Consider the following 26,149-nt stretch of genomic DNA (forward strand, 5'->3'; position numbering starts at 1 on the left):
GGCCGGGACATCGACCGCACATCGGTGGCACCGGCCTTCACCAACGACTGCAGGAGTGATTCGCGTGGATCGTGTCGCGCTGCGCGGCCTCAAGGCCCGTGGGCACCATGGCGTTTTTCCCAAGGAACGCGAGGAAGGCCAGACCTTCATCGTGGACCTGGTGCTCGGCCTGGACACGCGGGCGGCCGCGGCCGACGACGACCTGGCGAAGACCGTGCACTACGGCGTCGTGGCGGAGGAGGTCGTGGCCGTTGTCTCGGGCGACCCCGTCGATCTCATCGAGACGCTCGCCGAGCGCATCGCCCAGACATGCCTGAAGCACGAAGGCGTACAGGAGGTCGAGGTCTGCGTCCACAAGCCGGACGCACCGATCACCGTGCCCTTCGACGACGTGACCGTCACCATCACCCGGAGCCGAGTATGAACAAAACTCCGTTCGACCCGACCGTCCAGCCGGTGCCGACCTCCGTGGTGGAACAGGTCGACGCGGCCGACACCACGCTCTCCAACCCCAAGCGCGCCGTGATCTCCCTCGGCGCGAACCTGGGCAACCGCCTGGAGACCCTCCAGGGCGCCGTCGACGCCCTGGAGGACACCCCCGGCGTCCGCGTCAAGGCCGTCTCGCCCGTCTACGAGACGGAGCCCTGGGGCGTCGCCCCGGACAGCCAGCCCTCGTACTTCAACGCCGTCGTCGTCCTCAAGACGACGCTGCCGCCCTCCTCGCTCCTGGAGCGCGCGCAGGCCGTCGAGGAGGCCTTCCACCGGGTCCGGGACGAGCGCTGGGGCGCCCGCACCCTCGACGTGGACATCGTCGCGTACGCCGACGTGGTCTCGGACGACCCGCAGCTCACGCTCCCCCACCCCCGCGCCCACCAGCGGGCCTTCGTGCTCGTCCCCTGGCACGACGTGGAGCCGGAGGCCCAGCTTCCGGGGCACGGCACGGTCGCGCAGCTGCTCGACGCCGTGACCCGCGAAGGCGTCGCGGCACGCGCCGACCTGGAACTCCGCCTCCCCGAGTAATCGTTAGGGTCTACCGGGCACGGTAAACGGCCCCGGACACCAGGCGACAAGAGCACCAGGGCCATGACGACGAGGGGCGACCAACCGGGATGAAGCAACTGCGCATCAGGACGCTGGTCGGCCTCTTCGTCGTCGCCGGAGTGCTGTCCTGGGCGGGCGCCCGCCTGTGGGACTCGCTCGGCACACTGCCGAAGGTCCCGCTGGCCGCGCCCATCGTGCTCGCCGTGATCGCCGTCGTGCTGCTCGCGACGGCCCTGTCCATCCGTTCCCGGCTGCGCGCCCAGCGGGAGCGCCGCCCCGAGGCCAAGGGCGTCGACCCGATGATGGCGGCGCGCGCCCTGGTCTTCGGCCAGGCCAGCGCCCTGGTGGCAGCCCTTGTGGCCGGCATGTACGGCGGGACCGGCATCTTCCTCCTGGAGTCCCTGGACGTCCCGGCCCGCCGCGACCAGGCGATCTACGCCGGGCTCTCGGTGCTCGCCGGCATCGGCGTCGTCGCGGCGGCCATCTTCCTGGAGCGCATCTGCAAGCTCCCGGAGGACGAGGACCCGGAGGAGGCGGCACCGGCCGCCTAGGCCCACCGCCGCCTCGCCCCGAAAGAGCGCGTCAGCGCCCGATGATCAGGCTCATCGCCTCGCTGCGGGTCGCCGGGTCCCGCAACTGACCGCGCACGGCCGACGTGAGCGTCTTCGCGCCGGGCTTGCGCACCCCGCGCATCGACATGCACATGTGCTCGCACTCCATGACGACGATGACCCCGCGCGGCTCCAGGATCTCCATCAGCGAGTCCGCGATCTGCGTCGTCAGACGCTCCTGCACCTGCGGACGGCGGGCGTACACGTCGACGAGGCGGGCCAGCTTCGACAGGCCCGTGATCTTGCCGTCGGTGGACGGGATGTAACCGACGTGGGCGACCCCGACGAACGGGACCAGATGGTGCTCACAGCTGCTCTGCACCTCGATGTCCTTCACCAGGACCATCTCGTCGTGCCCCAGGTCGAACGTCGTCGTCAGGACGTCCTCGGGCTTCTGCCACAGGCCCGCGAATATCTCCTTGTACGCGCGTGCGACCCGCCCCGGCGTCTCCCGCAGGCCCTCGCGGTCCGGGTCCTCGCCGACCGCGATGAGCAGCTCACGCACGGCGTTCTCGGCCCGCTTCTCGTCGAACTCGCCGATCGAGCCCTCGCCGTCCAGCGTCACCGGGTCGGTCATCTGGTGCCTCTTTCTCTACTTACATCCGCGCGCGACCGCGCAAAGGCCGCGTCCCCCACACCGTAAAGCGTGGGGGACGCGGCCTGCATTCCGGGTCTGGCCTGCCCTGTGAGGGCCGGGTCAGCTCTCGGGGCGCTCTTCCTTCACCGTGTCCACCGGGGTGGTGGACTCGATGGCGGGCGACGCTCCGTTCGCCCCGTTCGTCAGCGACAGCTCCTTGGGGGAGAGCACCGGCGGGCGGGTCGACGGGGTGCGGCGGTTGGAGCCGGTCCACGCGGGGCGGGCCGGGCGCTTCACGATCGGAGCGAAGATCTCGGCGATCTGCTCCTTGTTCAGCGTCTCCTTCTCGAGCAGCGCGAGGACCAGGTTGTCGAGGACGTCGCGGTTCTCGACGAGGATCTCCCAGGCCTCGTTGTGCGCCGTCTCGATGAGCTTCTTGACCTCTTCGTCGACGAGCGCGGCGACCTCTTCCGAGTAGTCGCGCTGGTGACCCATCTCGCGGCCCAGGAAGGGCTCCGAGTTGTCGCCGCCGAACTTGATCGCGCCGAGCCGCTCGGTCATGCCGTACTGCGTGACCATCGCGCGGGCCGTACCGGTGGCCTTCTCGATGTCGTTCGCGGCACCCGTCGTCGGGTCGTGGAAGACGAGCTCCTCGGCCGCGCGCCCGCCCAGCATGTAGGCGAGCTGGTCGAGCATCTCGTTGCGCGTGGTCGAGTACTTGTCCTCGTCCGGGAGCACCATCGTGTACCCGAGCGCACGGCCGCGGGACAGGATCGTGATCTTGTGGACCGGGTCGGAGTTCGGCGAGGCCGCCGCGACCAGGGCGTGACCGCCCTCGTGGTACGCGGTGATCTTCTTTTCCTTGTCCGACATGATCCGGGTCCGCTTCTGCGGGCCCGCGACCACACGGTCGATCGCCTCGTCGAGCATCTGGTTGTCGATCAGCTTCCGGTCCGAGCGGGCCGTGAGAAGCGCGGCCTCGTTCAGCACGTTGGAGAGATCGGCACCCGTGAAGCCCGGCGTACGGCGGGCGACGGCCGACAGGTCGACGTCCGGAGCGACCGGCTTGCCCTTCTGGTGAACCTTGAGGATCTCCAGACGGCCCTGCATGTCCGGGCGGTCGACCGCGATCTGGCGGTCGAAACGGCCCGGGCGCAGCAGCGCCGGGTCGAGGATGTCCGGCCGGTTCGTGGCGGCGATCAGGATGACGCCACCCTTCACGTCGAAGCCGTCCATCTCGACGAGCAGCTGGTTGAGCGTCTGCTCGCGCTCGTCGTGTCCACCGCCGAGCCCGGCACCACGGTGCCGGCCGACCGCGTCGATCTCGTCGACGAAGACGATCGCCGGGGCGTTCGCCTTGGCCTGCTCGAAGAGGTCACGGACACGGGAGGCACCGACACCGACGAACATCTCGACGAAGTCGGAACCGGAGATCGAGTAGAACGGGACGCCCGCCTCGCCCGCGACGGCACGCGCGAGCAGCGTCTTGCCCGTACCGGGCGGGCCGTACAGGAGTACGCCCTTGGGAATCTTGGCTCCGACGGCCTGGAACTTGGCCGGCTCCTGCAGGAACTCCTTGATCTCGTGGAGCTCCTCGACGGCCTCGTCGCTGCCGGCGACGTCGGAGAACGTCGTCTTGGGGGTGTCCTTGGTGATGAGCTTGGCCTTGGACTTCCCGAAGTTCATGACTCGGGAGCCGCCGCCCTGCATCTGGTTCATCAGGAACAGGAACACGACGACGATGAGAACGAAGGGCAGCAGCGAGAGCAGGATGCCCACGAAGGGGTTCTGCTTCGACGGCGAGACGGTGTACCCGTCCGGAATCTGCTTGTCCTCGAACTTGGCCTGGAGACTCTTGGCCACGTCGACGCCCTGGTCGCCGATGTAGCTGGCCTGGATCTTGTTCGAGCCGTCGACCTTCTGGCCGTCCTTCAGCTCGACCTTGATCGTGCTCTCATCGCCGGTGGTCAGCTTGGCCGAGTCCACCTTGTTGTCGTTGATGGCCTGAATTACCTGGCCGGTGTCCACCGTCTTGTAGCCGCCGGACGAACCGACGACCTGCATCAACACGACCACGGCAAGGACGGCCAGCACGATCCACATGACCGGCCCACGGAAGTATCGCTTCACGTCCATCCATACGGAGCGGTGCCGCCCCGTCCCTCCTGCCATAGTGAGTTTGATAAGGCTGTTTGGAGCTGTTGGTGCTGTTGTAGCTGTTTGAAGAACTGTTCTTCGGACGGTACCCCAGCATTGTCACCCGAAGCCGCAGGGGACGACCGGGAATCTGCCCTTCGCATGCTCCAACGGCGGGAAACCCGCGAGGGTTCCCGTCCCGGCGCGCAGGACTGACGGCGCCTCAGCCGCCGTAGACGTGCGGCGCCAGGGTGCCGACGAACGGCAGGTTCCGGTACTTCTCCGCGTAGTCCAGGCCGTAACCGACCACGAACTCGTTCGGGATGTCGAAGCCGACCCACTTCACGTCGATGTCGACCTTGGCCGCCTCCGGCTTGCGCAGCAGCGTGCACACCTCGAGGGAGGCGGGCTCGCGCGAACCGAGGTTGGTGAGCAGCCAGGACAGCGTCAGACCGGAGTCGATGATGTCCTCGACGATCAGGACGTGCTTGTCCTTGATGTCGGTGTCGAGGTCCTTGAGGATCCGCACGACGCCGGAGGACTGGGTGCCCGAGCCGTACGAGGACACCGCCATCCAGTCCATGGTGAGCGGGGTGGACAGGGCGCGAGCCAGGTCCGCCATGACCATCACGGCGCCCTTGAGGACCCCGACGATCAGCAGGTCCTTGCCCGCGTACTCCGCGTCGACCTTCGCGGCCAGCTCGGCCAGCTTCGCGTCGATCTCTTCCTTGGTGATGAGCACCGACTGAAGGTCGGTGCCCATGTCTTTCGCGTCCACCCGCATCACTTTCGGTCGTCCCACCGGCCGCCGCGACGTGACCGTCGAGTCAGCCTTGCCGGATGACCAGTCTGCCACCCTGCCGCTGAGCGAGAACTTTGCCCGGCAGATTGATCTCTCCCTGGCCCCGCCATCCCGTGATCAGGCGGTCGACCTCCTCGATGTGCCGGGCGAACAACGCACCGGCCGGGGCGCCCGCCTCGATGGCCGTCCGGCGCAGGATTCTGCGGCGTACGGCGGGCGGCAGGGCGTAGAGCTTGGCGCATTCGAGGAGCCCGGCCGCGTCCCGTACGGACTCGGCGGCGTCACGGGCCCAGGTGTCGAGCGCGTCGGCGTCGTCGCGCGACAACTGGGCCGTACGGGCGAGAGCCTCGACGACGCCTTTGCCGAGTGCCTTCTCCAGGGCGGGCAGACCCTCGTGGCGGAGTCTGGACCTGGTGTAGGCCGGATCGGTGTTGTGCGGGTCGTCCCAGACGGGCAGGTGCTGGACGAGGCAGGCCTTGCGGGCGGTCTGCCGGTCGAGGTTGAGGAAGGGGCGCCGGTAGCGGCCGCCGGCCCCCGACATCGCGGCCATCCCGGACAGGGAGCGGATGCCGGAGCCGCGGGCGAGGCCGAGCAGGACCGTCTCGGCCTGGTCGTCGCGGGTGTGGCCGAGCAGGACGGCGGCGGCGCCGTGTTTCTCGGCGGCGGCGTCGAGGGCGGCGTAGCGGGCGTCGCGGGCGGCGGCCTCGGGGCCGCCGTCGCGGCCGACGTCGACGGCGACGGACTCGACGGGCTTCAGGCCGAGGGCGGTCAGGCGCAGGACGACGTCCTCGGCGCGGGCGTCGGAGCCGGGCTGTAGGCCGTGGTCGACGGTGATGCCACCGGCGCGGATGCCGAGTTTGGGGGCCTCGAAGGCGAGGGCGGAGGCGAGGGCCATGGAGTCGGCTCCGCCGGAGCAGGCGACGAGCACCACGGGCTCGGCGTCCGCGGCGGAGTCGTTGAGGATGTCGTGGAGGACGCGGCGGACCGCCAGGCGTATCGCCGCGACCGCAGGATGGGGACCCATGTCCGGTTCCCTTCATTCCGTTGTCTGGGGGGTGGGCGCTGCTGGACAACTCGAACCGGACCAGCGCCGGCTGACCCGGCTCAATCGCTCAACGGTGACCGGGTGAGATCGGTCACGCAGAGTGTGTCGATGGTGACAGAGCCGAGCGGTTCCCCGAGCATTGCACGCCAGCCCACGGCCTACGGTCCCTCGGATGGGTGATCCTGGGCAATTATGGGCGTGCCTTACGGGGCTTCGTGAGCGCCGTCCGTCCTGTTGTGCACCCGCGCGACCCAGTCCGCCGGTTTGGCGATCTCCGCCTTGGTCGGGAGCGTGTTGGGGGACGTCCACACCCGGTTGAAGCCGTCCATGCCGACCTCGTCGACGACGGCCCGGACGAACTTCTCGCCGTCGCGGTACTGGCGCAGCTTGGCGTCGAGGCCGAGCAGCTTGCGCAGCGCCAGGTCGAGCCGGGACGCGCCCTTCTGCCTGCGCTGTTGGAACTTCTCGCGGATCTCCTCGACGGACGGCACGACGGCCGGGCCCACCCCGTCCATCACGTAGTCCGCGTGTCCTTCGAGCAGTGACATGACGGCGGTGAGGCGGGCGAGGATCTCGCGCTGTGCCGGGGTCTGCACCAGCTCGACGAGCGAGCGGCCGCCGTCGTCCTCCTCGCCCTCGGGGCGTCCTCCGGCGAGCGACTGGGCGGCTTCCCTGACGCGCTCCAGGAACGTCGTCGGGTCGACCTCGGTCTCCTCCAGGAATGACTGGATCTCGCCCTCGAGGTGGTCGCGCAGCCAGGGCACGGCCGTGAACTGGGTGCGGTGCGTCTCCTCGTGGAGGCAGACCCAGAGCCTGAAGTCGTGCGGCTCCACGTCGAGTTCGCGCTCCACGTGCACGATGTTCGGCGCGACGAGCAGGAGTCGTCCCCCGCCGTTCGGCGCGGCGGGCAGGTCGCGGGTGGCGGGGGCGAAGGTCTCGTACTGGCCGAGGACGCGGGAGGACAGGAAGGAGAGCAGCATGCCGAGCTCGACGCCGGTGACCTTGCCGCCGACCGCGCCGAGCATCGCGGGTCCTGGGCCCGAGCCGCGCCGCTCGTTCATCTTGTCGAGCAGCGGCCTGAGCACCTCGCGGAAGCCCGCGACGTTGGCCTTCACCCAGCCGGGACGGTCGACCACGAGCACCGGGGTGTCGTGGTCGGATTCGGTGGCCATGCGCGTGTACGCCCGCACGTGCTCCTCGGAGGCCTTGGCGTGCCGGCGCAGCTCGGCGACGACGGCCCGTGCCTCGTCCCGGCTGACCTCGGGACCTGGTCGTACGAGTCGGGTCGCGGTCGCCACCGCGAGGTTCCAGTCGACCATTCCCGAAGATGCAGCACCGCCGAGGCTCGTCATGCGTCAACGGTACGTGACCCCTCGCGTACGGGAAGAGGGGTCGGCCCCGGAGTGCTGCCCCACTTCCGCCCCGACAAACCCTTAAGGGTTCACCGGCAGCCGCAGTTCGCGACGGACGAGGCGAGGCGGTCGAGGCCCGACTGGGCGGCCTTGGGGTCCGTGGCGCCCTCCGTCATGAAGGCGAAGACGAGGAGGCGTCCGTCGGCGTCGACGACCGTGCCCGCGAGCGTGTTGACGCCGGTGAGGGTGCCGGTCTTGGCGCGGACGAGGCCGGTTCCGGAGGCGTCGGCGGCGTCCTCGTAGCGGCTCGCGAGGGTTCCGGTGAAGCCGGCGACTGGCAGGCCGGTGAGGACGGAGCGCAGTTCGGGGCGGGACGGGTCGGCGGCCTTGGCGAGCAGTCCGGTGAGCAGGTCGGCGGAGACCTTGTCGGCGCGGTCGAGGCCGCTGCCGTCGGCGAAATGGGTGTCCTTGAGGGGCAGGCGGAGCTTGTCGAGCTGCTTCTTGACGGCCTCTCCGCCGCCGTCGAAGTCGTGGCTCGTGCCCGCGGCGATCGCGGTCTGCCGGGCGAGCGCCTCGGCGATGTCGTTGTCGCTGTGCGTCAGCATCCGCTCGACCAGCGCGGACAGCGGCGGCGAGGACACCTTCGCGAGCTTCTCCGCCTTCTTGGGCGCCTTGCCGGAGGCCGGGTCGCCCTTGATCTTGATGCCGCGGTCGTTCAGCAGGTCCGCGAACTTCTTCGCCGCGGCCGCCGCCGGGTCGCCCTCGCGCGTGGCCGGTCCGCTGTCGGAGTCGTCGGTGCGGGCCTCGTCGGCCATCAGCGCGGTGACCCGGGCGAGGTTCTCGTTGGGGCCGATGGGGTGGATGTCGGGGCCGGAGTACAGCGAGGTGTCGTACGTGAGGGTGACCTCGCCGAGGTCGCGGCTCTTGAGGTCCTTGGCGGTCTCGTCGGCGAGAGTGCCCAGGTCGGCGGCACCGTAAGGATTCTTCTTCCTGGCGGTCAGGGTCGGATCGCCGCCGCCCACCAGGATCAGCTTCTTGGCGTCCCTCTCCAGGACCGTACGGGTGGCGATGCGGTGGTCGGGGCCCGCGGCCGAGAGGGCCGCCACCGCCGTGGCCAGCTTCGTCGTGGAGGCCGGGGTGAGGGTGTCACCCGGGGACCTTCCGTAGAGCCTCTTTCCGGTGACGGCGTCGACGACCGCGGCCGTGCGCCTGCCGCCGAGCGCGGAGTCCTTGAAGAGCGGGTCGAGAACGTCCGCCAGGGCGCTCTTCGTGGGGCCCGGCACGGACACTCCGGGGGCCGCGAGGACGACCGGCGCGCTGGGCGCCGCCTCGGCCTCCCGGCCGTGATCTGTGCCACCTCCGGCCTCCGAGGAGGCGGCCCGGACGGACTCGGCCTTACGCTGACCGGAAGCGTCCCAGGGACCGGCCGCGACCGACACGACGGCCGCGAGGGCGAGCCCCACCGCCGTCGCACCCACCGTGACGTGCTTGGTCTTGGATCCGGCAACAGTCTTCGCCGCACTCTTCACGAGCTGCGAAGCCTTCGGCTCCGGCACCGCGGACCAGCCCCTTTCGCGATCACACATCTGCGTAGGGGACACTTAACCACCAGACGTTTGTGTTGATCATTGAGGAGCCACCGGTGGAGTTCGACGTTCTGATCGAGATTCCGAAGGGATCGCGGAACAAGTACGAGGTCGACCACGAGACCGGTCGCATCCGCCTCGACCGTCGCCTGTTCACGTCGACCGCCTACCCGACGGACTACGGCTACGTCGAGGACACCCTCGGCGAGGACGGCGACCCGCTGGACGCCCTGGTCATCCTGGACGAGCCGACGTTCCCGGGCTGCCTCATCAAGTGCCGCGCGATCGGCATGTTCCGGATGACGGACGAGGCCGGCGGCGACGACAAGCTGCTGTGCGTCCCGGCGACGGACCCGCGCATGGAGCACCTGCGCGACATCCAGCACGTGTCGGAGTTCGACCGCCTGGAGATCCAGCACTTCTTCGAGGTCTACAAGGACCTGGAGCCCGGCAAGTCCGTCGAGGGCGCCGACTGGGTCGGCCGCACCGAGGCCGAGGCCGAGATCGAGCGCTCCTACAAGCGCGCGCAGGACAACGGCGGCCACTGAGTCACCAGCGTTCACATCCGGGCCGCCCCCCTGGGGCGGCCCGTTCGCGTATCTGTGCGCATACTGAGTCGTACGTGCGGTACTGGGATACGCAGCGATGTGAAGGGCGAGGAACGACAGAGGTGACGGAGCGGGAGTCCGAGGCCCCCGAGGACCGCAAGCCGCAGTCCGACGAGGCGCGCAGCGCGTTCACGCAGCCGATCGGGATCATCACGCCGCCCCCGGTGGTCGACGAGGAGTCGTCGACCACGTCGGAGTTCGCGGTGCCCAATGGGCTGAGCGTGCAGGCACCGGAGCCGGTGGACACGGAGGGTTCGGCGTTCACGCCGCCGCGGACGTACAGCGCCCGCGAGTCGCCGCCCGCGTTCACCCCGCCGCAGGGCATCCCCATGGTCAAGCTGATCAAGGAGGCGCCCTGGCAGGACCGGATGCGCACCATGCTGCGGATGCCGGTCGCCGAGCGGCCCGCCCCCGAGCTCGTGCAGAAGCACGACGAGGAGTCGGGCCCCGCCGTTCCGCGCGTGCTCGACCTGACGCTGCGTATCGGGGAGCTGCTGCTGGCCGGCGGCGAGGGCGCCGAGGACGTGGAGGCGGCGATGTTCGCCGTGTGCCGGTCCTACGGGCTCGACCGCTGCGAGCCGACGGTGACGTTCACCCTGCTGTCGATCAGCTTCCAGCCGTCCCTGGTGGACGACCCGGTGACGGCCTCGCGCACCGTGCGGCGGCGCGGCACCGACTACACGCGCCTCGCGGCCGTGTACCGGCTCGTCGACGACATCAGCGACGAGGAGGTCGACGTCTCCCTGGAGGAGGCCTACCGGCGCCTCGCCGAGATCCGCAGGAACCGGCACCCCTACCCGGGCTGGGCGCTCACCGCGGCGAGCGGGCTGCTCGCCGGGTCCGCCTCGATCCTGGTCGGCGGTGACCTGCTGGTGTTCGTCGTCGCCGCCCTGGGCGCGATGCTCGGCGACCGCCTCGCGTGGCTCTGCGCGGGGCGCGGGTTCCCGGAGTTCTACCAGTTCACGGTGGCCGCGATGCCGCCCGCCGCGATCGGTATCGCGCTGACGCTCGCGCACAACTACGTGGACGTGAAGGCGTCCGCGGTGATCACCGGTGGACTGTTCGCGCTGCTTCCGGGGCGGGCCCTCGTCGCCGGTGTGCAGGACGGGCTGACCGGCTTCTACATCACCGCGGCCGCCCGCCTGCTGGAAGTCATGTACTTCTTCGTCGGGATCGTCATCGGCGTGCTGATCATGCTCTACGTGGGCGTGCAGCTGGACGCCCAGCTGGACCCGGAGGAGGCGCTGCAGAGCGTCGACCGGCCGGTCTGGCAGATCGTCGCGTCGATGTCGCTGTCGCTCGCCTTCGCGGTGCTGCTGCAGCAGGAGCGGGCGACCGTGATCGCCGTGACGCTCAACGGCGGCGTCGCGGGCGCGATCTTCGGCGCCCTGCACTACCAGGGCGGGATCTCGCCGGTGGCCGCCACGGCCGCGGCGGCGGGGCTCGTGGGCCTGTTCGGGCAGCTCTTCTCGCGGTACCAGTTCGCTTCCGCGCTGCCGTACGTGACGGCCGCGATCGGTCCGCTGCTGCCCGGTTCGTCGACGTACTTCGGTCTGCTGGCGATCGCCCACAGCGATGTGAACGGCGGGCTCACGTTCCTGTCCAAGGCGGCGGCGCTCGCGCTCGCCATCGCGATCGGGGTGAACCTCGGTGGCGAGGTCTCCCGCCTGTTCCTGCAGGGGCCGGGCGCCGCGGGGCGGCGCGCGGCCAAGCGCACGAGGGGCTTCTAGCGCTCCCCTGGTGGGTCTCTAGCGCTTCGCGTGGCGGCGGCGCGGCGGGGCGGGCGGGGTGTCGCCGGGGCCGCCGGGCTCCCCCGCCTGCGCGGAGCGGGCGGCTTCCTTCTTGGACTTGCCGCGGGCCCGCAGGAACTCGATCGCGATCGGCACCACCGAGATCAGGACGATCAGGATCAGGATCGCCTCGATGTTCTTGTGCACGAACTCGATGTTGCCGAGCCAGGAGCCGAGCAGCGTCACGCCCGCGCCCCACAGCACGCCGCCGATCACGTTGAACGTGAGGAACGAGCGGTACTTCATGCCGGAGACGCCCGCGATGATCGGCGTGAACGTCCGGACGATGGGCACGAAGCGGGCCAGGACCAGGGACTTGGGGCCGTGCTTCTCGAAGAACTCGTGCGCCTTGGTGACGTTCTCCTGCTTGAAGAGCCGGGAGTCCGGGCGCTTGAAGAGGGACGGGCCGACCTTCTTGCCGAACATGTAGCCCGCCTGGTCGCCCAGGATCGCGGCGAGGCAGATCAGCCCGATCGCCCCCCACAGCGGGAAGTCCAGCTGCTTCGAGGTGATCAGCAGACCCGTGGTGAAGAGCAGCGAGTCGCCCGGCAGGAAGAAGCCGATCAGCAGGCCCGACTCGGCGAACACGATCAGCAGCAGGCCCCAGATGCCGAACGTGTTCAGCAGATAGTCCGGGTCCAGCCAGCTTGGTCCTAGAGCAAGCGTCATCACGGGTCCGGACTCCTGAGGGGGCTTGGTGACAAAGGCAGGGCAAGGCAATGGCGATGCAAAGTTATCAACGCCGGTCGTGCCCGCCAGGTTCCAGTGGCCCCCTCAGGATGCACTGTGCGGAAACTGTGGCAAACCTGTGGGTCGGCCGTTTCCTGGCTCAGGCGTTGCGGACCGCGTTCGCATGGATCGCCTCGCTCAGGTGGTCGGCGACGCCCTCGCCCAGGGCGTCGTAGTACGCCTTGAAGCGCTCGTCGGCCACGTACATGGCGCCGAGGCAGGAGTGCATCTCGTGCGGGCAGTCGTAGAACCACCGCGAGATCTGGTCGCGGTGCTCCTCGGCCAGGTCCATGGCGCGCTCGCCGTCCGCCGGTTCGCCGGCCGCGACGAGGGCCACGTAGCGCGCGAGCCAGTCGTCGTTCTCGGCCTTCATGCGCAGCCAGTCCTCCTTGGAGTACGTCGCGGCCCGCCGCTGCGACTCGGCGTACGCCGCCGTGCCGCCCCAGCGCTGCTCGGTCTCCTCGGAGTACTCCTCGGGGTCCTTGTCCCCGAAGACCTCGAAGCGCTCTTCCGGGGTGAGCTGGATGCCCATCTTCTGTGCCTCCATGGCGTGTTCGACGGCCTCGGCCATCTTCTGCAGCTTCTCGATGCGGACGGTCAGCAGTTCGTGCTGGCGCCGCAGGTGTTCGCGCGGGTCTGCTTCCGGGTCGTCGAGCAGGGCCTGGATCTCGTCGAGCGGGAACCCGAGCTCCCGGTAGAAGAGGACCTGCTGGAGCCGGTCGAGGTCGGCCTCGCCGTACCGGCGGTGTCCCGCCGTGCTGCGCTCGCTCGGGGCGAGCAGGCCGATCTCGTCGTAGTGGTGCAGGGTGCGCACCGTGGTTCCGGCGAAGCGGGCGACCTGGCCCACGGAGTAGCTCATCCGCCGTACCTCCTTCCTCGTACGTGATTCAGCTTGGGGCCTCACGTGACGTGAGGTGCAAGTCGCTTTCTTCGGCGGATTCTCGGGGTGTTATGCGTTTTATGTCCGCTTAAAGTGGCGCCGTGAGCACGCATACCGAGATCGAATCGCCGCCCCCGTCCGCCGTCTCCGCTCGCACCCTGCTGCCGTTCGTCCTGCCCGCGCTGGTGGTGGGCGTCGGCTGCAGCCTGCTGTTCCTCGCGCTCGATTGGATCGCGGAGAAGCTGGCCGACCTCGTGTGGGAGGACCTCCCGGACGCCCTCGGCATCGGCGGCTACTCCGCCCTGTGGATCATCGTGATGCTCACCGTCACGGGTGTCCTGGTCGGGCTCGTGGTCTGGAAGGTGCCGGGGCACGCGGGTCCCGACCCGGCCACGATGGGGCTCGGCGGCGAGGCGCCGCTGCCGCCGTACGTGCTGCCGGGGCTCGCCCTCGCCGCCGCGCTGATGCTGGCCGGCGGGCCGAGCCTGGGCCCGGAGAACCCGATCATCGCGGTGAACGTGGGGCTCGCGTTCTGGCTCGGCAAGAAGCTGGTGCCGCAGTCGGCCGCCGCGATGTGGGTGAGCCTGGCGACGGCGGCGACCGTGGGCGCCCTGTTCGGTACGCCCATCGCGGCCGCGCTGCTCGTCTCGGAGACGCTGGCCGGGAAGGCGATGCCGATGAAGGGCTCGCTGTGGGACAACATGTTCGGCCCGCTGCTCGCGGCGGCCGCGGGCTCCATGACCACCTCCCTGGTCGCCTCGCCCTCCTTCGACCTGGGCCTGCCGCCGCTGAGCGACCCCGACTGGGTGGACCTCGTCTCGTCGATCGTGGTCGCGTGCGCTGCCGCCGTGTTCGCGATGACCGCCGTGTACGCCTTCCCCTACGTGCACCGCGCCTTCGGCCGCCTCGGCCACCCGATGCTGACGCTGCCGCTCGGCGGGCTCGTGCTCGGCCTGCTCGGGGCGCTCGGCGGTGAACTGACGCTGTTCAAGGGGCTCGCGGAGGTCAAGGAGATCGCCGGGTCGCCGGACGGCTGGTCGGCCGGGGAGTTCGCCCTGATGACCGTGGTGAAGCTGGCGGCGCTGCTCATCGCCGCGACGTGCGGGTTCCGCGGCGGGCGGATCTTCCCCGCGGTCTTCGTGGGCGCGGCCTTCGGCCTCTTCGCGCACGCGCTCGTGCCCGGCGTGAACCCCTCGGTCGGCATCGCGGCCGGCGTGCTCGGGGTGCTGCTCGCGGTCACCCGGCAGGGCTGGGTCAGCCTCTTCACGGCGGCCGTCCTGGTCGCCTCCCCCGCGATCATCGCCCTGATGTGCATCGCGTCGCTGCCCGCCTGGCTCCTGGTGACGGGACGCCCGCAGATGCAACTGTCGGAGGACGGATCGGCGATCCGCTGAGCGCGACGAGAACGACGCAACCTCCCTTTCGTCCGAAGGAGTCGACCCTCATGTCACCGCTGCATCAGAGCCCGGCCGACCGCTACGGCAAGCCCGACGAGCGCCCGGTCGCCGTCAACCCCTTCTACGGCGAGGCGAATCCGACGGCCGGGATGACCGACGCCCCGCCCAAGCACCGCCTCCCGGACGGCCCGCTCGCGCCCACGACCGCGTACCAGCTGGTCCGTGACGAGCTGATGCTGGACGGGAACGCGCGGCTCAACCTGGCCACCTTCGTCACCACGTGGATGGAGCCGCAGGCCGGCGTCCTCATGGGCGAGTGCCGGGACAAGAACATGATCGACAAGGACGAGTACCCGCGGACGGCGGAGCTGGAGCGGCGCTGCGTCGCCATGCTCGCCGATCTGTGGAACGCGCCCGACCCGTCCACCGCCGTCGGGTGCTCGACCACCGGGTCGAGCGAGGCGTGCATGCTCGCCGGGATGGCGCTCAAGCGTCGCTGGGCGCTGAAGAACGCCGACCGCTACCCCTCGCGCGAGGCCCGCCCCAACCTCGTCATGGGCGTGAACGTGCAGGTCTGCTGGGAGAAGTTCTGCAACTTCTGGGAGGTGGAGGCGCGCCAGGTGCCGATGGAGGGCGAGCGGTTCCACCTCGACCCGGCCGCCGCGGCCGAGCTGTGCGACGAGAACACGATCGGCGTCGTCGGCATCCTCGGCTCGACCTTCGACGGTTCGTACGAGCCGATCGCCGAGCTGTGCGCGGCGCTCGACGAGTTGCAGGAGCGGACGGGTCTCGACATCCCCGTGCACGTGGACGGGGCCTCGGGCGCGATGGTCGCGCCGTTCCTCGACCCGGATCTGGTGTGGGACTTCCGGCTGCCGCGGGTGGCGTCGATCAATACGTCGGGGCACAAGTACGGGCTCGTCTACCCGGGCGTCGGGTGGGCGCTGTGGCGCGACGCGGAGGCGCTGCCGGAGGAACTGGTCTTCCGGGTCAACTACTTGGGCGGGGACATGCCGACGTTCGCGCTCAACTTCTCGCGGCCTGGGGCGCAGGTGGTCGCCCAGTACTACACGTTCCTGCGCCTCGGCAGGGACGGCTACCGGGCCGTCCAGCACGCGACGCGACAGGTGGCGCGGGGGCTCGCGGAGCGGATCGAGGCGCTGGGCGACTTCCAGCTCCTCACGCGGGGCGACGAGCTGCCGGTGTTCGCGTTCACCACGGCGCCCGAGGTCACGGCGTACGACGTGTTCGACGTGTCGCGGCGGCTGCGCGAGCGGGGGTGGCTGGTGCCCGCGTACACGTTCCCCGCGCACCGGGAGGATCTGGCGGTGCTGCGGGTGGTGTGCCGCAACGGGTTCTCGTCCGACCTGGCGGAGCTGCTCGTGGAGGACCTGGGCCGGCTGCTGCCGGAGCTGCGCCGGCAGCCGCACCCCTTCACGCGGGACAGGGGCGCGGCCACCGGGTTCCACCACTAGGAAGCGGCGGCTACTTGCTCAGCCCCGCGAACCTCCGTACCGCCAGCGGGAAGAAGACCGCCAGAAGCGCCACCGGCCACGCCACCGCCAGCCACACCTCGTCCGCGCCGCCCGGGTTGCCGAACAGGTGCCGGACCGACGAGGCCGTCGCCGACATCGGGTTCCACTCGACGACCGCGCCCAGCCAGTCCGGCATGGTCGACGGCACCGTGAAGGCGTTGGAGAGGAACCCGACCGGCCACACCAGGATCTGCACGGCCTGCACCAGCTCCGGCCTGCCCGCCACCATGGCCAAGTAGATGCCCGTCCACAGCATCGCGAAGCGCAGCAGGAGCAGCAGCCCGAAGGCCCCGAGCACCGCGCCGAACGAGCCGTGCACCCGCCAGCCGATGGCGAGGCCGACCCCGGCCATGACCACGACCGACGCCGCCGACTGCAGCATGTCCGCCACCGAACGGCCCACCAGGACCGCCCCGTTGGTCATCGGCATGGACCGGAAGCGGTCGACCACACCCTTGTTGAGGTCCTGGGTGATCGCCACCATGGTCGACTCCAGGCCGAACGCCATGGTCAGCGCGAGCATGCCGGGCACGAGGAAGTCGACGTAGTCGCCCTCGACGCCCTTGCCGCCGCCGATCAGGTAGCCGAACATCACGAGCAGCATCACGGGGAAGACCAGGCCGACCACGACCTGCACCGGTTGCCGCGCCCAGTGGGCGAGTTCGCGCCGGGTCATGGTCCAGGAGTCCGTGACCGCCCAGCTCATCGACGTACTCATGCGGGGACCTCCGTCAGGTGCAGGAACACCTCGTCGAGCGTGGGGCGGCGCAGCGCCACGTCCTCCGCCTCGACTCCGGTCTCCTGAAGGGCTCGTACGACGTCGGTGAGCGCGGCCATCCGGTCGGTCACCGGCGCGCTCACCAGGCGGCGGTCGGCGTCGACCGTGGCGCCAGCGGGCAGCATGGCGGCCACCCGGGGCAGCTCGGCCACGTCCCGGACCACCACGTCGATCCGGTCGCCGCCCAGCTTCGCCTTCAGCTCGTCCGGCGTGCCGTCCGCCACGACCCGCCCACGGTCGACCACCGAGACCCGGTCGGCCAGCTGGTCCGCCTCCTCCAGGTACTGCGTGGTCAGCAGCACCGTCGTGCCGCCGCCGACCAGCGAGCGCACGGCGTCCCAGACCTCGGCGCGGCCCCGCGGGTCGAGGCCGGTCGTCGGCTCGTCGAGGAAGAGCACCTCCGGTTCGGTGATGAGCGACGCGGCGAGGTCGAGGCGGCGCCGCATGCCGCCGCTGTACGCCTTGACCGCCTTGCGGCCGGTGTCCGCCAGGCCGAAGCGGGCCAGGAGCTCGTCGGCCCGCACGCCCGCACGCCGGGCGCCCAGGTGGTGGAGCCGGCCGAACATCTCCAGGTTCTGCCGGCCGCTCAACTCCTCGTCGAGCGCCGCGTGCTGGCCGAGCAGGCCGATGCGGTGGCGGACCTCGTCCGGGGCGCGCCGCACATCGCGGCCCGCCACCTCGACGCGGCCCTCGTCGGCCCTCAGCAGCGTCGTCATGACGCGTACGGCGGTGGTCTTGCCCGCCCCGTTCGGCCCGAGCACGCCGTGCACGGTGCCCCGGCCCACCGTCAGGTCGAGGCCGTCGAGTGCCGCCTTCTCCCCGTACTGCTTCCGCACTCCCTCGGCGACGATCGCGTCCGTCATCCGGCTCCCTCCGTGATCGAACCCGCCCTAGTCAAACTTGACTAGGTGGGCGAAGGTAACCGAGGCGGGCCCATTCGTCAAACTTGATTAGCGGTCTTTCCCCGCGGCCTGCTCACCTGCCGCGTGCGGGTTCTTCTGCCCCTCCGCGAGGACGCCGACGAAAGGTTCGCCCTCGCCCGCGAAGGTGTAGGCGCCGCCCTCGATGCGGGCGATCAGACCCCTGGTCCACTTCGCGCCGGTGTCGGCCGAGAAGACCCAGTAGTTCATGATCTCGCCGATGTGACCCAGCTGTTCGGGGCCCTCCTCCGGCGTGTAGTACTCCGTGACGGAGCGCCGCCACTCCTCCATGCTCCGCACCCGCTCCTTGAGCAGGCCGACGACCTCCTCGCGCGGCAGGTCCACCATGCAGCCGAGCGCCGCCGTGAGGATGTCGGGCCGCTGGTCGTAGGAGGTCAGCGACTCGCGGACCAGGGTGAGGTACTCCTCCCGCCCCTGCTCCGTGAGCTCGTACTCGGTGCGCGGCGGGCCGCCGGCGGTGGAGGGCGCGACCTCGTGGGCGTGCAGCAGCCCTTGCTTCGCCATCTGCTTGAGCGCGTGGTAGATCGAGCCCGGCTTGGCGTTCGACCACTCGTGGGCGCCCCAGTACTCCAGGTCGTTGCGTACTTGATAGCCGTGCGCACGGCCGTGCTGGCGTACGGCCCCGAGAACCAGCAGGCGGATCGCTGACATGCGGTCCAGCGTAGACGTCGGGGGCACGGCGACCTGCCGCCGGTCAAGCGCCAGGTGCACGCGTAGGACTTTCCCTACGTTTGACGCGTAGGGAAAACCCTACGTATCTTCGGGCCCATGAACATCACCCACGCCTCCTTCCTCACCCTCCCCGTCACCGACCAGGACCGCGCCCTGCGCTTCTACGTCGACGTGCTCGGCTTTGACGTCGTCGTCGACCGGGAGATGCCGCCGGGCCGCTGGCTGCAGGTCGCGCCCGCGGGCGCCCAGACCGTCTTCACGCTGGCCGGGCCCGGCATGGGCGATTTCACGCCCGGTTCGGCGCGGGGGATCATGTTCGTCACGACCGATGTCGACGCGGACTGCGAGCGACTGAGGGCCGCGGGCGTCGAGGTCAGCGGGCCCGAGCAGCTGCCGTGGGGCCGGATGGCGGGCCTGACCGACCCGGACGGCAACGGCCTGATGCTGATCACCGAGAACGAGACAGGGAGCTTCTGACCGCCATGACCCCCGCGAGCGAGCGCACCGCCACCGGCCGGGACCCGGACCGGATCTTCGGCGCGCTCGCCAACGGCACGCGGCGCGAGATCCTGCGCCTGCTGCGGGAGCAAGGACCGCAGCCGGCCGGGGCCCTGGCGAACCGCTTCGACATGGCGCGCCCCAGCCTCTCCGAGCACCTGAAGGTGCTGCGCGAAGCGGGCCTCGTCTCCGAGGAGCGCTCGGGGCGGCAGCGGATCCACCGCCTGGAGGCGGCGCCGCTGGCAGACGTGCAGGACTGGCTGCATCCCTACGAGCGATTCTGGCGGAAGAAGCTGAGTGACCTCAGCGACGTACTGGATGCCATGCCCGACGATGACGCCTCATGAGCATCAGTGAGCCCGGCTCGACACCCGATCCCACCACGATCACCGTCGACCAGTTCTTTCCGCACCCGCCCGCCAAGGTGTGGCGCGCACTGACCGAACCCGAGCTGATCGCGCGCTGGATGATGCCGGGCGCCGAACAGTTCCGGCTCGCGGTCGGGCACCGCTGCACGATGACGGCGGTGCCGCGCCCCAACACCAATTTCTCCGGCACGGTCGAGGCGGAGGTCCTCGCCTACGAGGACGAGCGGATGCTGAGGATGCGCTGGACGGATCGAGATCCGGCCAATTCCGCGGACTGGACGATCACTTGGACACTGCACACGGAAGGCCGTGGGACGCGCCTTTTCCTGGTTCACGAAGGATTCGATCCGGACGATCCGGCGCAGGCGATGGCCAGAAAGATCATGGACGGTGGATGGCGATCGCATGTAATGCAGGCACTGGGGAAGGCGCTTTCCGAGCTGTAACTGCGAGAACACCCCGCGTGCACGTGCATCTGCCCATGCATGGGCATATGAACGAAGCTATGATCCTGGACAGTTGGGGCAGTTGATCATTGCCGTCCCGGCTTTCGCATTGACCACAGAATCATTCACTGTTACAGCACTGACAGCACCACCGGGGAGCGAACCGTGCACCACGTGTACAACGGCATGGCGGCCACGGAGTTGCACGGAGTGGTCTGGCAGAAGAGCAGGCACAGCAACTCGCAGGGATCCTGCGTGGAGTTCGCGAAGTTGCCCGGCGGAAGGATCGCCGTGCGCAACTCGAACTTTCCGGAAGGGCCCGCGCTCGTCTATACGCCGGCGGAGATAGAGGCGATGCTCCTCGGCGTGAAGGACGGGGAATTCGACCATCTGACGGCCGGGGCCTGACGCCGCCTCAATGGGCGGCCCCGGGCGGCCCTCACAACCGGAAGAGCGCCCAGACCACCTTGCCGCTCGGCACTCCCGCCAGAGGATGCCAGCCCCAGCTGTCGGCGAAGGAGTCGACGAGGAACAGACCGCGCCCCGACTCCGCCGAGAAATCGGCGTCGATGTCCACCTCTTGGGCGACCGGACTGTCGTCGCTGGGATCGCGGACCGCGCACACTACGCGCGAAGACCAATGCATCAAATGAAGCCGTACGGGCGGATCCTGGCGGTGCGGTGTGTCCGCCGGCAGGCCGTGCCGCAGTGCGTTGGTGACGAGTTCGGAGACGACGAGACAGATGTCGTCGAAGCGCTCCAATGCCTCCCAGTCCGCGAGCGTTCTGCGGCTGAACTCCCGGGCGCAGCGCACCGCTTCATAGCGGGCGGGCAGAGCGCAGGACGCGGTACTGGAGACGGCCGACGGGTCGACCGGAGGCAGGCTCTGCCTCCATGCGTCTAAAGACTCAAGCATGGTCGATCCGTCCGTCCCCATGCGAGGCACTCCCATTTTCGCAGTACGCAGCGAGCGGTGGTGGCGCCATCGTTCCGAATGCGTACAGCGGATGCAAGGGCAGATGCACGTGCACGCGCCCGACTTGAGCAGCGACGTACCGCTTCTCGCTCATTTCTTCCTACGACTTCTTGCGCATGTAGTTCGTGATCTTTCCGTTTCTGTAACCGAACGAGTACAGGCTGGAGCGTTTTGATGGCAGACTTCGGCCGTGGACCAATGGGGAGGATGAAGAGACGTGACCGCTGGGGAGGCATGGGGGTCGCCCCAGGCGCTGAACTCTGGTGGAGGCTCGGTGGTGCGACGCATCCTGCTGGGCTCACAGCTGAGGCGCCTGCGGGAATCGCACGGGATCACCCGCGAGGCCGCCGGCTACTCGATTCGCGCCTCCGAATCGAAGATCAGCCGCATGGAGTTGGGACGGGTGAGCTTCAAGACGCGCGATGTCGCCGACCTGCTGACGCTGTACGGGGTGGATGACGAGACGGAGCGCTCCGCCCTGCTCTCGCTCGCGAAGGAGGCCAACGTCGCGGGCTGGTGGCACAGTTACAGCGACGTGCTGCCCGGCTGGTTCCCCACGTACCTCGGGCTCGAGGGCGCGGCCACCCAGATCCGCGGCTACGAGGCTCAGTTCGTGCACGGCCTGCTGCAGACCGAGGGGTATGCCCACGCGGTCGTCGAGCAGGGCATGAAGGGGGCCCCGCGCGAGGACGTCGAGCGGCGGGTCGCGCTGCGCATAGAACGGCAGAAGCTGCTGGTCGACGAGCGGGCGCCGCAGGTGCACATCGTGCTCGACGAGGCGACGGTGCGGCGCGTGCAGGGCGGGCGCGAGGTGATGCGCGGACAGCTCGAGCACCTGATCGAGCTGGCCTCGCTCCCCCATCTGACCCTGCAGATCATGCCGTTCAGCCACGGCTGGCACGCTGGCGAGTCCGGCACGTTCACCATTCTCACGTTCCCGGAGTCCGACCTCTCGGACGTCGTCTTCCTCGAACAGCTCACCAGCGCCCTGTACTTGGACAAGCGCGAGGACGTGACGCAGTACGAGAAGGCGATGACGGAACTGGCGGCGCAGTGCCCCTCTCCCGAGGACAGTGTGCGACTGCTCCGTGACGCGTTGTCCGAATTGGCTTGAGCCTGCTGTGAGTTGACGGAACTCCTGCTGCAACTGTCATTACTCGCCCGTACGATGACGTGCATCAGAGGTGCCCGGCGCTGCAGCAAGGGATTACATGTCCTACTTCACGGAACTGGACCGGCAGTACATCGACGGCTCGTGGCGTCCCGGACGCGGCGCGTGGGACATCATCGACTTCAATCCCTACAACGGGGACAAGCTCGCCTCCATCACCGTCGCCTCCGTGGAGGAGATCGACGAGGCGTACCGCGCGGCCGAGCGGGCGCAGAAGGACTGGGCGGACACCAACGCGTACGCGCGCCGCGCCGTCTTCGAGCGCACCCTGCGCCTCCTGGAGGAGCGCGAGGAGGAGATCACCGAGGCGATCATCGACGAGCTCGGTGGTACGCGGGTGAAGGCCGGCTTCGAGCTGCACCTCGCCAAGGAGTTCCTGCGCGAGTCGGTCCAGCTGGCGCTGCGCCCGCAGTGCAGCGTGATCCCCTCGCCCGTGGACGGCAAGGAGAACCGGCTCTACCGGGTGCCGGTCGGGGTCGTCGGGGTCATCTCGCCGTTCAACTTCCCGTTCCTGCTGTCCCTGAAGTCCGTCGCGCCCGCGCTCGCGCTCGGCAACGGCGTGGTCCTCAAGCCGCATCAGAACACCCCGGTCACCGGCGGTTCGCTGATCGCGAAGCTCTTCGAGGACGCGGGTCTGCCGGCCGGTCTGCTGAACGTCGTGATCACCGACATCGCCGAGATCGGCGACGCCTTCCTGACCCACCCGGTGCCCAAGGTCATCTCCTTCACCGGCTCCGACCAGGTCGGCAGGCACGTCGCGACGGTCTGCGCCGCGCAGTTCAAGCAGTCGATCCTCGAACTCGGCGGCAACAGCGCGCTGACCGTGCTCGACGACGCGGACATCGACTACGCCGTGGACGCCGCGGTCTTCAGCCGGTACGTCCATCAGGGCCAGGTCTGCATGGCGGCGAACCGGATCCTCGTGGACCGCAAGGTGGAGATGGAGTTCACGGAGAAGTTCGTGGCGAAGGTCTCCTCCCTCAAGTCGGGCGACCCGCGCGACCCCGCGACCGTCATCGGCCCGGTCATCAACTCCACGCAGGCGGAGGCGATTTCGAGCGTCGTCGCCACCGCGGTCGCGGAGGGCGCCACCGCTCTCGTACGCGGAGGCGTGGACGGGAACGTGGTGGAACCGGTCGTGCTCGCCGGGCTGCCCGCCGACTCCCCCGTCCTGCGGCAGGAGATCTTCGGCCCGGTCGCCCTGCTCATCCCGTTCGACGGGGACGAGGAGGCGGTGCGGATCGCGAACGACACCCCGTACGGGCTGAGCGGCGCCGTGCACACGGGCGACGTGGAGCGCGGGGTGGCCTTCGCCCAGCGGATCGACACCGGCATGTTCCATGTGAACGACGGGACCGTGCACGACGAGCCGCTCGTCGCCTTCGGCGGCCAGAAGCAGTCCGGGATCGGGCGGCTCAACGGCGAGGCGACGCTGGAGGCGTTCACCACGCAGAAGTGGATATCCGTGCAGCGGGGGCGCTCGCAGTTCCCGTTCTGAGGACGACTCGAGGTTGGGAGACGTTGTGCGCAGCAGGACCGTGCGGTTCGGGGTGGGCGCTGCCGCTGTGGTGGTGGGGCTTGCCCTCGGCGGGTGCAGTGGTGGGGGTGACGACGGTGGCAAGGATCAGGACAAGGGTTCGTCCGCTGCCTCCGACCCCGCCTCGAAGGGAAGCCCGCCGGCACCCGAGGACGATTCGTCTTCCGGATCCGGGTCCGAGGCCGGTCCCGGTTCCGCGAAGGACGCCGAGGGTGTGTGGAAGGCGTCCGGTGGCGGCAAGCCCGTCGTCCTCGTCGTCGGCGCGAAGCAGGCCGCGCTGACCACCGCCGACGGACACCTGTGCACCGGGACCCTGACGGGTGCCGGGAAGCCGACGCTCGCGCTCCGGTGCGCGGACGGGAACACCGACCGCACGAAGGGCGCGGTCGAGTCGAACGACGGCAGCACGATGCGCGTCTCGTGGGACGCCGGTCAGAAGGACACGTTCAAGAAGGCGAAGGACGGCGAGCTGCCGACCGGCCTGCCCAGCGGACTCCCGACGAACTGAGCTCGTCACCTCTGGTCGGACGACTCCCGGGTCATCGGCGGCACGTCGGTGTCCAGGGCGTCGGAGAGTTCCTCCAGCGTTTCGAGGAAAAGACCCGCCCCGCGGCGCACCACCCGGTCCGGTACGCCCTCGCCGTCCCACGCGTCGAGGGCCTCGCGGACCGGTTTCCAGCGCGGGATCCGGCGCTCGCGGATGGCCTGGGCGCCGTCGCGGGTCGCGGCACGCAGCGCGTCGGCGAGCGCGTCCGCTGCGGGCACCGGGGTCGCGCCGCGCTCCGGGAGGTGCGCCTCCATCAGCATCACCACGCGGCCGATGTGGTGCAGGGCGTGCGCGGCGTCGTCGGCGGCGGCGTTGGACAGGCCGCGGTGGCGTACGGGTTCGGTCTTGGCGCGGGCCGCGGCCTGCTCCCAGGCGATGTGCGCGTCCCGGGCCTTGAGCAGGGCCTCGCGCACGTCCGGGCAGCTCTTGCCCGCCGGGCTCGCGTAGTGGGCGACGACCGCGGCGGCGTACTCGCCGAGCGCTGCCAGCCAGTCGGCGAGCCGGGTGCGCAGGCGGGGCGTCTCCCATGCGGGATACAGCGCGTACGACAGCATCGCGAGCACGCCGCCGACGAGCGTGAGCACGACGCGCTCGGGGACGGTCTGGCTCCACTCCTGGCCGCCCATGCCCAGCAGGAACACGACGTACATGGCGACGCAGCCCTGGGCGGCGAGCTGTCCCGTGCGCATCAGCAGGTACATCAGGCCCGCGCACACCACGGCGAACAGCGCGGAGAGGTACGTGCCGGGGTGCGCGAGCTGGAGGATCGCGGTGGCCACGGTGACGCCGACGAGCGTGCCGCCGAATCGGGCGACCGCCCGGGAGTACGTCTGCGAGAAGTCGGGCCGCATCACCATCACGGCGGACATCGGGGCCCAGTAGCCGTGGCCGTACGGGAGGGCGTCGCCGATGAGGTACCCGGCGACGGCGACCGCGGCGACGCGGTTCGCGTGCCGCAGCACGGGGGACCCCGGCCGGGCCTCCCGCCGAATCGCCCGCACGGCGACGGGCAGCAGAGTGAAGATACTGGGCCGCCGAAGCGGTTGAGCGGGCCCCTCAAGCCCCTCCGGCGATTGAGGAGCGGGGTCCGGGGCGGAGCCCCGTGGCGTGGGCGACGTGCCGCCCGCCGTCTCCAGGACGTCACGCAACAGGGACCCCAGCCGGTTGGCCGCCCGCTGCGGCGGCCCGGACAGAATCCCCCCGGTATCCGGGGACCGGAACGCCGCGATCGCATCCGGCGGAACCTCCACCCGGGACCCGTGCCGGATGGCCCTCGCCGCGGCATCCAGAATCGCCCCCGCCGCGGCCAGCAACTCCCGCACCCGGTCCCGCTCGGGCCCCTCCTCCGGCACCCCGACCGCCGGATCGGCGAGCGAGGCCAGCACCGGCCGGATCCGCTCCGCGACCCCCCGCGCACCGTGCAGCTGCGCGGGCCGGGTCCTGGCCTGCCGCGGCGTGAGCGCGGCGGCGTTGCGCGCCAGCATCAACGGCTCGGGATCGAACGCGGCGACGGGATCGTGCCGCAGCCGCCGCGCGTAGTCCCCCTCCGCGGCGAGCGCGTCGGCGAGGGCGTCGCGGTGCGCCCCCCATCTGCGTACGGGGAAGAGGATCACAAGCGCCGCCTGGACCAGGCCGCCGAAGGCCATCATCGCCGCGTGGCCCGCGGCCTCGGCGATCGTCGTCGGCAGGGTGATGGTCACGAGCATCATGGCGACGTTCGACGAGGCCATGATGCCGATGGTCGGCCCCGCCGCCCAGGCGAGCCCCGCGAGATACGTCCACAGGGCGAGCAGCGGCAGGAAGAAGACGAGGTGGGAGCCGGTGAGATAGCCGAGGAACGTCGAGATGCCGAGGCTCGCGCCGGAGGCGAGCGCGAGTTCGGGACGTGGCCGCCAGCTCCGCTGGAACGTGGCGATCGCCGCCTGGAACGCGCCGAACGCGGAACCGGCCGCCACCGCGGGGCCGAACAGCGACAGGCTCACCGCGAGCACGATCGCGAGCCCCGCGGCGCCGCGCAGCGCGATCAACGGTTCGAGGCGCTTGCGCTCCACGGTCAGGCCCGAGCGCGTGGTCACCTTCAACGCCCGGAACCAGCTCATTTCGCCAGAATACGGGCATCCGCCCTT

At 70.0% G+C, this 26,149-nt stretch carries 27 protein-coding genes; 14 read left to right on the forward strand and 13 right to left on the reverse strand.

Going from position 1 to position 26,149, the window contains the following annotated elements:
* The first annotated feature begins 64 nt into the window (after positions 1-64).
* The 3 genes from folB to ACZ7L4_RS29800 all read left to right on the forward strand — a co-directional run bounded on the left by folB (position 65) and on the right by ACZ7L4_RS29800 (position 1,592).
* Positions 65-424: a dihydroneopterin aldolase gene (folB, locus tag ACZ7L4_RS29790; RefSeq protein ID WP_385762823.1), complete on the forward strand. Its 360-nt coding sequence runs from the start codon at positions 65-67 to the stop codon at positions 422-424.
* On the forward strand, positions 421-1,020 hold the full coding sequence (folK, locus tag ACZ7L4_RS29795) for a 2-amino-4-hydroxy-6-hydroxymethyldihydropteridine diphosphokinase (RefSeq protein ID WP_472107461.1): 600 nt from the start codon (positions 421-423) through the stop codon (positions 1,018-1,020). Before folB ends, folK begins: the two co-directional genes overlap by 4 nt.
* Before the next feature lie 89 nt (positions 1,021-1,109).
* Entirely contained in the window at positions 1,110-1,592 is a 483-nt protein-coding gene (locus ACZ7L4_RS29800; protein WP_472107463.1) for a DUF3180 domain-containing protein, read from the forward strand.
* Between the two features lie 31 nt (positions 1,593-1,623).
* On the opposite strand, the gene folE is transcribed toward ACZ7L4_RS29800, so the two are convergent.
* The 6 genes from folE to dacB form a co-directional block, all read right to left on the reverse strand.
* Complete coding sequence (folE, locus tag ACZ7L4_RS29805) at positions 1,624-2,229, reverse strand: GTP cyclohydrolase I FolE (protein WP_472107464.1); 606 nt, start codon at positions 2,227-2,229, stop codon at positions 1,624-1,626.
* Positions 2,230-2,349: 120 nt separating this feature from the next.
* Entirely contained in the window at positions 2,350-4,365 is a 2,016-nt protein-coding gene (gene ftsH, locus ACZ7L4_RS29810; protein WP_450810368.1) for an ATP-dependent zinc metalloprotease FtsH, read from the reverse strand.
* A 223-nt stretch (positions 4,366-4,588) separates the two neighbouring features.
* Positions 4,589-5,149 (reverse strand): hypoxanthine phosphoribosyltransferase, encoded by a 561-nt coding sequence (gene hpt / locus ACZ7L4_RS29815; protein WP_266718689.1) that lies wholly within the window; start codon positions 5,147-5,149, stop codon positions 4,589-4,591.
* A gap of 43 nt (positions 5,150-5,192) precedes the next feature.
* Positions 5,193-6,191 (reverse strand): tRNA lysidine(34) synthetase TilS, encoded by a 999-nt coding sequence (tilS, locus tag ACZ7L4_RS29820; protein WP_472107466.1) that lies wholly within the window; start codon positions 6,189-6,191, stop codon positions 5,193-5,195.
* A gap of 224 nt (positions 6,192-6,415) precedes the next feature.
* Positions 6,416-7,564: a zinc-dependent metalloprotease gene (locus ACZ7L4_RS29825; RefSeq protein WP_472107467.1), complete on the reverse strand. Its 1,149-nt coding sequence runs from the start codon at positions 7,562-7,564 to the stop codon at positions 6,416-6,418.
* An 89-nt stretch (positions 7,565-7,653) separates the two neighbouring features.
* Positions 7,654-9,150, reverse strand: coding sequence for a D-alanyl-D-alanine carboxypeptidase/D-alanyl-D-alanine endopeptidase (gene dacB, locus ACZ7L4_RS29830; protein ID WP_472107468.1), 1,497 nt, complete (start codon positions 9,148-9,150; stop codon positions 7,654-7,656).
* Positions 9,151-9,206: 56 nt separating this feature from the next.
* Between dacB and ACZ7L4_RS29835 the strand changes: the two genes are divergently transcribed.
* A complete protein-coding gene (locus ACZ7L4_RS29835) occupies positions 9,207-9,698 on the forward strand; it encodes an inorganic diphosphatase (protein WP_385762809.1) in 492 nt (163 codons plus the stop codon).
* A 122-nt stretch (positions 9,699-9,820) separates the two neighbouring features.
* Positions 9,821-11,488, forward strand: a complete 1,668-nt coding sequence (locus ACZ7L4_RS29840; protein ID WP_472107469.1) for a threonine/serine exporter family protein — start codon at positions 9,821-9,823, stop codon at positions 11,486-11,488.
* A gap of 18 nt (positions 11,489-11,506) precedes the next feature.
* Here the strand turns inward: ACZ7L4_RS29840 and ACZ7L4_RS29845 are convergent, their stop codons facing one another.
* Positions 11,507-12,217: a DedA family protein gene (locus tag ACZ7L4_RS29845; protein ID WP_472107471.1), complete on the reverse strand. Its 711-nt coding sequence runs from the start codon at positions 12,215-12,217 to the stop codon at positions 11,507-11,509.
* Between the two features lie 160 nt (positions 12,218-12,377).
* On the reverse strand, positions 12,378-13,136 hold the full coding sequence (locus tag ACZ7L4_RS29850) for a MerR family transcriptional regulator (protein WP_472107473.1): 759 nt from the start codon (positions 13,134-13,136) through the stop codon (positions 12,378-12,380).
* A 122-nt stretch (positions 13,137-13,258) separates the two neighbouring features.
* Here ACZ7L4_RS29850 and ACZ7L4_RS29855 point away from each other — a divergent pair, with 122 nt between their 5' ends.
* Entirely contained in the window at positions 13,259-14,551 is a 1,293-nt protein-coding gene (locus ACZ7L4_RS29855; protein WP_472107475.1) for an ion channel protein, read from the forward strand.
* 50 nt (positions 14,552-14,601) lie between these two features.
* Entirely contained in the window at positions 14,602-16,029 is a 1,428-nt protein-coding gene (locus ACZ7L4_RS29860; protein ID WP_472107477.1) for a glutamate decarboxylase, read from the forward strand.
* A 10-nt stretch (positions 16,030-16,039) separates the two neighbouring features.
* Here ACZ7L4_RS29860 and ACZ7L4_RS29865 read toward each other — a convergent pair whose 3' ends face one another.
* The 3 genes from ACZ7L4_RS29865 to ACZ7L4_RS29875 all read right to left on the reverse strand — a co-directional run bounded on the left by ACZ7L4_RS29865 (position 16,040) and on the right by ACZ7L4_RS29875 (position 18,459).
* Positions 16,040-16,807, reverse strand: a complete 768-nt coding sequence (locus ACZ7L4_RS29865; RefSeq protein ID WP_472107479.1) for an ABC transporter permease — start codon at positions 16,805-16,807, stop codon at positions 16,040-16,042.
* Entirely contained in the window at positions 16,804-17,730 is a 927-nt protein-coding gene (locus tag ACZ7L4_RS29870) for an ATP-binding cassette domain-containing protein (protein ID WP_472107481.1), read from the reverse strand. The genes ACZ7L4_RS29865 and ACZ7L4_RS29870 overlap by 4 nt, the downstream gene beginning before the upstream one ends.
* Positions 17,731-17,817: 87 nt before the next feature.
* Entirely contained in the window at positions 17,818-18,459 is a 642-nt protein-coding gene (locus ACZ7L4_RS29875) for a PadR family transcriptional regulator (protein WP_472107483.1), read from the reverse strand.
* A 117-nt stretch (positions 18,460-18,576) separates the two neighbouring features.
* Here ACZ7L4_RS29875 and ACZ7L4_RS29880 point away from each other — a divergent pair, with 117 nt between their 5' ends.
* The 4 genes from ACZ7L4_RS29880 (at position 18,577) to ACZ7L4_RS29895 (ending at position 20,200) form a co-directional block, all read left to right on the forward strand.
* On the forward strand, positions 18,577-18,957 hold the full coding sequence (locus ACZ7L4_RS29880) for a VOC family protein (protein WP_472107485.1): 381 nt from the start codon (positions 18,577-18,579) through the stop codon (positions 18,955-18,957).
* A 5-nt stretch (positions 18,958-18,962) separates the two neighbouring features.
* Positions 18,963-19,325 (forward strand): ArsR/SmtB family transcription factor, encoded by a 363-nt coding sequence (locus ACZ7L4_RS29885; RefSeq protein ID WP_472107487.1) that lies wholly within the window; start codon positions 18,963-18,965, stop codon positions 19,323-19,325.
* A complete protein-coding gene (locus ACZ7L4_RS29890; RefSeq protein ID WP_472107489.1) occupies positions 19,322-19,792 on the forward strand; it encodes an SRPBCC family protein in 471 nt (156 codons plus the stop codon). The genes ACZ7L4_RS29885 and ACZ7L4_RS29890 overlap by 4 nt, the downstream gene beginning before the upstream one ends.
* A gap of 165 nt (positions 19,793-19,957) precedes the next feature.
* Positions 19,958-20,200: a DUF397 domain-containing protein gene (locus tag ACZ7L4_RS29895; protein WP_266711349.1), complete on the forward strand. Its 243-nt coding sequence runs from the start codon at positions 19,958-19,960 to the stop codon at positions 20,198-20,200.
* A 31-nt stretch (positions 20,201-20,231) separates the two neighbouring features.
* On the opposite strand, the gene ACZ7L4_RS29900 is transcribed toward ACZ7L4_RS29895, so the two are convergent.
* Positions 20,232-20,729, reverse strand: coding sequence for an ATP-binding protein (locus ACZ7L4_RS29900; protein ID WP_472107491.1), 498 nt, complete (start codon positions 20,727-20,729; stop codon positions 20,232-20,234).
* A gap of 256 nt (positions 20,730-20,985) precedes the next feature.
* Here ACZ7L4_RS29900 and ACZ7L4_RS29905 point away from each other — a divergent pair, with 256 nt between their 5' ends.
* The 3 genes from ACZ7L4_RS29905 to ACZ7L4_RS29915 all read left to right on the forward strand — a co-directional run bounded on the left by ACZ7L4_RS29905 (position 20,986) and on the right by ACZ7L4_RS29915 (position 23,984).
* Positions 20,986-21,882, forward strand: a complete 897-nt coding sequence (locus ACZ7L4_RS29905) for a helix-turn-helix domain-containing protein (protein WP_472107492.1) — start codon at positions 20,986-20,988, stop codon at positions 21,880-21,882.
* A gap of 97 nt (positions 21,883-21,979) precedes the next feature.
* Positions 21,980-23,437 carry an aldehyde dehydrogenase family protein gene (locus ACZ7L4_RS29910; RefSeq protein WP_472107494.1) on the forward strand — a complete coding sequence of 486 codons (1,458 nt, stop codon included), beginning with the start codon at positions 21,980-21,982 and terminating at the stop codon, positions 23,435-23,437.
* Between the two features lie 25 nt (positions 23,438-23,462).
* A complete protein-coding gene (locus ACZ7L4_RS29915) occupies positions 23,463-23,984 on the forward strand; it encodes a hypothetical protein (protein WP_472107495.1) in 522 nt (173 codons plus the stop codon).
* 5 nt (positions 23,985-23,989) lie between these two features.
* Here the strand turns inward: ACZ7L4_RS29915 and ACZ7L4_RS29920 are convergent, their stop codons facing one another.
* Complete coding sequence (locus ACZ7L4_RS29920) at positions 23,990-26,122, reverse strand: FUSC family protein (protein ID WP_472107497.1); 2,133 nt, start codon at positions 26,120-26,122, stop codon at positions 23,990-23,992.
* Between the last annotated feature and the right edge of the window lie 27 nt (positions 26,123-26,149).

It is taken from the genome of Streptomyces sp. NPDC107575, assembly GCF_055657265.1.